The organism is Rhizobium sp. BK512 (assembly GCF_014194915.1).
Classification (GTDB): domain Bacteria; phylum Pseudomonadota; class Alphaproteobacteria; order Rhizobiales; family Rhizobiaceae; genus Rhizobium.
In genome coordinates, this window is the sequence record NZ_JACIAS010000002.1 from 988,682 (window position 1) to 994,833 (window position 6,152).

At 59.0% G+C, this 6,152-nt stretch carries 12 protein-coding genes and 1 pseudogene; all 13 read right to left on the reverse strand.

Features of this window, described 5'->3' with window-relative positions:
• Positions 1-9: 9 nt before the first annotated feature.
• A complete protein-coding gene (rplN, locus tag FHX06_RS10900) occupies positions 10-378 on the reverse strand; it encodes a 50S ribosomal protein L14 (RefSeq protein ID WP_003573790.1) in 369 nt (122 codons plus the stop codon).
• A 261-nt stretch (positions 379-639) separates the two neighbouring features.
• On the reverse strand, positions 640-879 hold the full coding sequence (rpsQ, locus tag FHX06_RS10905; protein WP_018115517.1) for a 30S ribosomal protein S17: 240 nt from the start codon (positions 877-879) through the stop codon (positions 640-642).
• Positions 880-891: 12 nt separating this feature from the next.
• The gene (gene rpmC, locus FHX06_RS10910) at positions 892-1,092 is read right to left on the reverse strand and encodes a 50S ribosomal protein L29 (protein WP_018115518.1); all 201 of its coding nucleotides are present in this window, start codon (positions 1,090-1,092) and stop codon (positions 892-894) included.
• Between the two features lie 12 nt (positions 1,093-1,104).
• The gene (rplP, locus tag FHX06_RS10915; RefSeq protein ID WP_003573792.1) at positions 1,105-1,518 is read right to left on the reverse strand and encodes a 50S ribosomal protein L16; all 414 of its coding nucleotides are present in this window, start codon (positions 1,516-1,518) and stop codon (positions 1,105-1,107) included.
• 38 nt (positions 1,519-1,556) lie between these two features.
• Positions 1,557-2,291, reverse strand: a complete 735-nt coding sequence (gene rpsC, locus FHX06_RS10920) for a 30S ribosomal protein S3 (RefSeq protein WP_003573793.1) — start codon at positions 2,289-2,291, stop codon at positions 1,557-1,559.
• On the reverse strand, positions 2,291-2,680 hold the full coding sequence (gene rplV / locus FHX06_RS10925; RefSeq protein WP_018115519.1) for a 50S ribosomal protein L22: 390 nt from the start codon (positions 2,678-2,680) through the stop codon (positions 2,291-2,293). Before rplV ends, rpsC begins: the two co-directional genes overlap by 1 nt.
• 2 nt (positions 2,681-2,682) lie before the next feature.
• Positions 2,683-2,961, reverse strand: coding sequence for a 30S ribosomal protein S19 (gene rpsS, locus FHX06_RS10930; RefSeq protein WP_007531666.1), 279 nt, complete (start codon positions 2,959-2,961; stop codon positions 2,683-2,685).
• Positions 2,962-2,976: 15 nt separating this feature from the next.
• A complete protein-coding gene (gene rplB / locus FHX06_RS10935) occupies positions 2,977-3,813 on the reverse strand; it encodes a 50S ribosomal protein L2 (protein ID WP_018115520.1) in 837 nt (278 codons plus the stop codon).
• A gap of 11 nt (positions 3,814-3,824) precedes the next feature.
• Positions 3,825-4,118, reverse strand: coding sequence for a 50S ribosomal protein L23 (locus FHX06_RS10940; protein ID WP_007812862.1), 294 nt, complete (start codon positions 4,116-4,118; stop codon positions 3,825-3,827).
• Positions 4,115-4,735: a 50S ribosomal protein L4 gene (gene rplD, locus FHX06_RS10945; RefSeq protein WP_007812861.1), complete on the reverse strand. Its 621-nt coding sequence runs from the start codon at positions 4,733-4,735 to the stop codon at positions 4,115-4,117. Before rplD ends, FHX06_RS10940 begins: the two co-directional genes overlap by 4 nt.
• Before the next feature lie 13 nt (positions 4,736-4,748).
• Entirely contained in the window at positions 4,749-5,390 is a 642-nt protein-coding gene (gene rplC / locus FHX06_RS10950; RefSeq protein WP_018115521.1) for a 50S ribosomal protein L3, read from the reverse strand.
• 33 nt (positions 5,391-5,423) lie between these two features.
• On the reverse strand, positions 5,424-5,732 hold the full coding sequence (gene rpsJ, locus FHX06_RS10955; RefSeq protein ID WP_003547547.1) for a 30S ribosomal protein S10: 309 nt from the start codon (positions 5,730-5,732) through the stop codon (positions 5,424-5,426).
• 306 nt (positions 5,733-6,038) lie between these two features.
• Positions 6,039-6,152 (reverse strand): annotated as a pseudogene (locus FHX06_RS10960) (elongation factor Tu); the annotation flags it as partial.

Consider the following 6,152-nt stretch of genomic DNA (forward strand, 5'->3'; position numbering starts at 1 on the left):
TCCCGCTCCTTACAGTACTTCGGGAGCCAGCGAGATGATCTTCATGTGGTTCTTCGCACGCAATTCGCGCGGAACCGGTCCGAAGATACGGGTGCCGATCGGCTCTTTCTTGTTGTCGATGAGGACTGCTGCATTGGTGTCGAAGCGGATGACAGAGCCATCCGGACGACGGATGTCCTTGGCGGTGCGAACGACAACCGCCTTCATCACGTCACCCTTCTTCACACGGCCGCGCGGAATAGCTTCCTTGATCGAAACGACGATAACGTCGCCGATCGAGGCATACTTGCGCTTTGAGCCGCCCAGCACCTTGATGCACATGACACGACGGGCGCCGGAATTATCCGCGACGTCGAGGTTTGTTTGCATCTGAATCATATCAGGTCGCCTTCTTGTTCTTACCGGAATGGTTGGGCAAAGCCCCCTCTTCCGGCTTATGAAAATTGTCTACCGGCCGCTCGTCACGAGGACAGCGAAAACGCGGCAATAGCTTGAATAGCGCTGGATAGATCGTTGCCAGGGTGGTTTCCCAAACGGGACCTTCCGTGCGCTTAAAGCAAAAGAACGCCCGGCATTCGAGCGTTCCGACGCTGCTTCATATAGAAATTTCCGCGAGACGCAAGGCCTCGCGCAAAATTCTTACTTGGCCTGGGCGGCAACGACCGTCCAGCGCTTGTCCTTGGAGATCGGTGCGCACTCCTCGATGGAGACGATATCGCCGATCTTGTACTGATTGTTTTCGTCGTGGGCCTTGTACTTCTTGGAGCGACGAACGGTCTTCTGGAGCAGCGGATGAGCGAAACGACGCTCAACGCGAACTACGACAGTCTTCTCGTTCTTGTCACCAACCACGACGCCCTGCAGAATACGCTTCGGCATGTTCTTTTTTCCTTAAGCCTTTGCTTCTGCCGCCTTCTGGCGGGCAATGGTTTTCACGCGGGCGATGTCCTTGCGGACTTCGTTGATGCGCGAGGTCTTCTCAAGCTGGTTCGTCGCCTTCTGGAAGCGCAGGTTGAACTGCTCCTTCTTCAGGTCGGCGAGCTTGTCCTTGAGCTGGTCGGCCGTGAGGCCGCGTACTTCTTCGGCTTTCATCGTGCCTTCTCCTTACTCTGCGATGCGCTGTACAAAGCGCGTCTTGACCGAGAGCTTGGCCGAGCCGAGGCGAAGCGCTTCACGCGCGATTTCCTCGGAGACACCGTCGATCTCGAACATCATACGACCGGGCTTGACCTTGCATGCCCAGTATTCCACGGAACCCTTACCTTTACCCATGCGGACTTCGGTAGGCTTTGCGGTTACCGGAACGTCCGGGAACACGCGGATCCAAACACGACCGGCGCGCTTCATGTAACGCGTGATCGCGCGGCGAGCCGCTTCGATCTCACGAGCGTTAACGCGGTTCGGCTCCTGAGCCTTCAGGCCGAATTCACCGAAGGCAAGGTCGGAACCGCCCTTGGCAACGCCCTTGATGCGGCCCTTGAACTGCTTGCGGTACTTAGTACGCTTTGGCTGCAACATTTTCTTACTTCTCCGAGCTTATCTTTCGCCAGCGCTAATTACGCGTTGTCGCGTTCGCGGCGACGATCGCCACGGTCGCGTTCGCGGCTTGCCGGGCCCTGTGCGTCGCCTTCCAGCGCGCGGCGTTCGGAAGCCATCGGATCGTGCTCAAGGATTTCGCCCTTGAAGATCCAGACCTTGATGCCGCAGATACCGAATGCGGTTTCGGCTTCAGCCGTACCGTAGTCGATGTCAGCGCGCAGGGTGTGCAGCGGAACGCGGCCTTCGCGGTACCATTCCGTACGAGCGATTTCTGCACCGCCGAGACGGCCCGCGCAGGTGATCTTGATGCCTTCGGCGCCAAGACGCATCGCGGACTGAACGGCGCGCTTCATGGCGCGGCGGAAAGCCACGCGGCGCTCGAGCTGCTGGGCGATCGACTGAGCAACGAGCGTTGCGTCGACTTCCGGCTTGCGCACTTCAACGATGTTGAGATGCGTTTCGGAGTTCGTCATGTCCGACAGCTTCTTGCGGAGCTTGTCGATGTCGGCGCCCTTGCGGCCGATGATCAGGCCCGGACGGGCCGAGTGGATCGTGACGCGGCACTTCTTGTGCGGACGCTCGATGACCACCTTGGAGATACCAGCCTGCTTCAGTTCGCTCATCACGAACTTACGCATCTTCAGGTCTTCGTGCAGGAGCTGGCCGTACTCGGCATTGTCCGCAAACCAGCGGCTATCCCAGGTACGGTTGATGCCAAGACGGAAACCAATCGGATTGATTTTCTGACCCATTATGCGGCCTCCTCTTGTGCCTGCACTTCACGAACGACGATCGTCAGGTGAGCGAACGGACGTTCGATGCGCGACGCGCGGCCGCGACCGCGGGCGTGGAAGCGCTTCATGACGATCGACTTGCCGACATAAGCCTCGGCGACGACGAGAGCGTCGACGTCGAGGTCATGGTTGTTCTCGGCGTTGGCGATCGCAGATTCGAGCGTCTTCTTGACGGCGCCTGCGATACGCTTGCGGGAGAATTCCAGCTCAGCGAGTGCACGCTCGACCTTCTTGCCGCGGATGGCCGCAGCAACCAGGTTGAGCTTCTGGGGGCTGACGCGGAGCGTGCGGGCGACTGCCTGCGCTTCGTTGTCCTTGAGCCGGCGTTCTGTTTTTGCCTTGCCCATCGTTACTTCCTCTTTGCCTTCTTGTCCGCGCCGTGACCGTAGTAGGTGCGGGTCGGAGAGAATTCACCGAACTTGTGACCGACCATGTCTTCATTGACGCTGACCGGAACATGCTTGCTGCCGTTGTAGACGCCGAAGGTGAGACCGACGAACTGCGGCAGGATCGTGGAGCGACGGCTCCAGATCTTGATCACTTCTGCACGTCCGCCTTCACGAACCTTCTCAGCCTTCTTGAGAAGATAGCCGTCAACGAACGGACCTTTCCATACTGAACGAGCCATTGGAGACTTCCTCTCTTACTTCTTACGCTGATGACGCGAGCGCATGATCATCTTGTCGGTCGACTTGTTCGACCGAGTGCGCTTGCCCTTGGTCGGCTTGCCCCACGGAGAAACCGGGTGACGACCACCAGAGGTGCGGCCTTCACCACCGCCGTGCGGATGGTCGACCGGGTTCATGACGACACCGCGGTTGTGCGGACGCTTGCCGCGCCAAACGGTACGACCGGCCTTGCCGTCGTTGATGTTGGCGTGGTCCGGGTTGGACACGGCACCAATCGAAGCAAGGCAGACGCCGTGCACGAGGCGCTGTTCGCCAGAGTTCAGGCGAAGGATCGCCATGCCCTGGTCGCGGCCGACCAGCTGCGCGTAGGAACCGGCGGAGCGAGCGATCTGACCGCCCTTGCCCGGCTTCATTTCCACATTGTGGATGATGGAGCCGACCGGGATGTACTGCAGCGGCATCGTGTTGCCGGGCTTGACGTCGACAGCCTTGTCCGAAGCGATGACCTTGTCGCCGGCAGCAAGGCGCTGCGGAGCGATGATGTAGGCCTGTTCGCCGTCGGTGTAGGTTACGAGCGCGATGAACGCCGTACGGTTCGGATCGTATTCGATACGTTCGACGGTGCCTTCAACGTCGAACTTGCGACGCTTGAAGTCCACCAGACGGTAGCTGCGCTTGTGACCGCCGCCGATGAAGCGAGCCGTGATGCGGCCGAGGTTGTTACGACCGCCGCTCTTGGTCAGACCTTCCGTCAGCGCCTTGACCGGCTTGCCCTTGTAGAGGCCCGAACGGTCGACGATGACCAGCTGGCGCTGGCTCGGGGTCGTCGGATTGAATGTTTTCAATGCCATTTTATTAATCCTCAGAGACCGGTGGAGACGTCGATCGTCTGGCCTTCAGCCAACGTCACGACAGCCTTCTTCACGTCCTGCTGCTTGCCGACAAAACCGCGGAAACGGCGGGTCTTGCCCTTGCGCAGCAGAGTGTTGACGGCGGTAACCTTGACGCCGAAGAGCGCCTCGACTGCAGCCTTGATTTCCGGCTTCGTCGCCTTCTTGGCGACATTGAAAACAACCTGGTTGTTTTCCGATACCAGCGTGGACTTTTCGGTGATCGCAGGAGAAACGATCACATCGTAGTGGCGGAGATCGGTCACTTGAATCGCTCCTCTAGCGCTTCAACGGCAGCCTTGGAAAGCACGAGCTTGCCGCGGCGGACGATGTCGTAAACGTTGATGCCCTGGATCGGCAGAACATCGATGTTCGGAATGTTCTGTGCAGCGAGCTTGAAGTTACCGTCGAGCTCGGCGCCGCCAATGAAGAGGGCGTTGGTGAGGCCCAGCGTTGCGAATACGCCGGCCAGGGCCTTCGTCTTTGCTTCGTTGGCGACCAGATCATCGATGATGATCAGTTCATCTGCCTTGATCTTGGCGGACAGCGCATGACGCAGGCCGAGCGCACGAACCTTCTTGGGAAGGTCGTGTTCGTGGCTGCGAGCAACCGGGCCATGAGCCTTACCACCGCCGCGGAACTGCGGAGCACGAGCCGAATGGTGACGAGCGCGGCCCGTACCCTTCTGCTTGTACATCTTGGCGCCGGTGCGCCAGACGTCTGCGCGGCCCTTTGCCTGGTGCGTTCCCTGCTGCTTCTTGGCAAGCTGCCAGCGGATAACGCGGGCGAGAATATCTTCGCGGGGCTCAAGGCCGAAAATCGCTTCCGAAAGGGAAACCTTCCCAGCGTCTTTTCCCTCGAGGGTCTTGACGTTCAATTCCATTGGTCTGGCTCCCTTACTTCGCTGCCGACTTGACGGCGTCGCGCACGATGATCCAGGCACCCTTGGAACCGGGTACTGCACCCTTGATCAGGATCAGACCGCGATCTTCGTCGGTCGAAACGACTTCAAGGTTCTGCGTCGTCACGCGCGTCTGGCCCATGTGACCAGCCATCTTCTTGTTCTTGAAAACCTTGCCCGGATCCTGGCGCGAACCCGTCGAGCCGTGCGAACGGTGCGAAACGGACACACCGTGCGTAGCGCGAAGACCGCCGAAGCCGTGGCGCTTCATGGCGCCGGCAAAGCCCTTACCAATCGTCGTGCCAGTGACATCGACGAGCTGACCAGCAGCAAAGTGACCGGCCTTGAGCTCGGTGCCAATGTCGAGCAGGTTGTCTTCCGAAACACGGAATTCCTGCAGCTTGGCCTTGGGCTCGACATTAGCGACGGCGAAGTTGCCGCGCATAGCCTTGGACGTGTTCTTTACCTTGGCCTGGCCAGCACCGAGCTGAAGCGCGGTATAGCCATTCTTTTCTACGGTCCGCTGGGCCACAACCTGGCAGCCATCCATACGCAGTACCGTTACAGGGACATGCTCGCCGGCGTCGTTGTAGACGCGGGTCATTCCCACCTTCTGTGCAATCACACCTGAACGCATCGGTTCAATCCTTCCAACTCAGCTCGAGCAAGCTCAGAGCTTGATCTCAACATCGACACCGGCGGCGAGATCGAGCTTCATCAGCGCGTCTACCGTCTGCGGGGTCGGGTCTACGATGTCGAGCAGGCGCTTATGCGTGCGCATCTCGAACTGTTCGCGGCTCTTCTTGTCGATGTGCGGGGACCGGTTGACCGTAAACTTCTCGATGCGGGTCGGAAGCGGAACGGGGCCCCGGACGCTAGCACCGGTGCGCTTCGCCGTCGACACGATCTCGCGCGTGGAAGCATCGAGAATCCGGTGATCGAACGCCTTCAGGCGAATGCGGATATTTTGGCCGTTCATTCGACGTTATCCTTGTGTTTGTTTTCCGCATGTCTTTGGACAAGACACGGGTTTTTCTTTCTTCCTAAGGCGGACCACCGGTTTCAAAGATCGAGAGAGACGCCTGTTACGGCACCCCTATCCACTCTTCAGGGCCTTTTGACCCACCTTATTGTTTGTTTAGTCGCCGCTTCGTCATCCAAAGCGTTACGCAAATCGCGCTCGCGCGCCATTTGCAACATTTCTGTGTAATAAGCAAGCGGCTTGCGCCGCCTGCATCATAATAATGTCATCGAATCGGCTGCCCCACCGGAGCAGCCGAATGAATTACTCGATGATGGAAGCAACGATGCCTGCACCGACGGTGCGGCCGCCTTCGCGGATAGCGAAGCGAAGCTTTTCTTCCATCGCGATCGGAACGATCAGCTCGACGTCAACCGT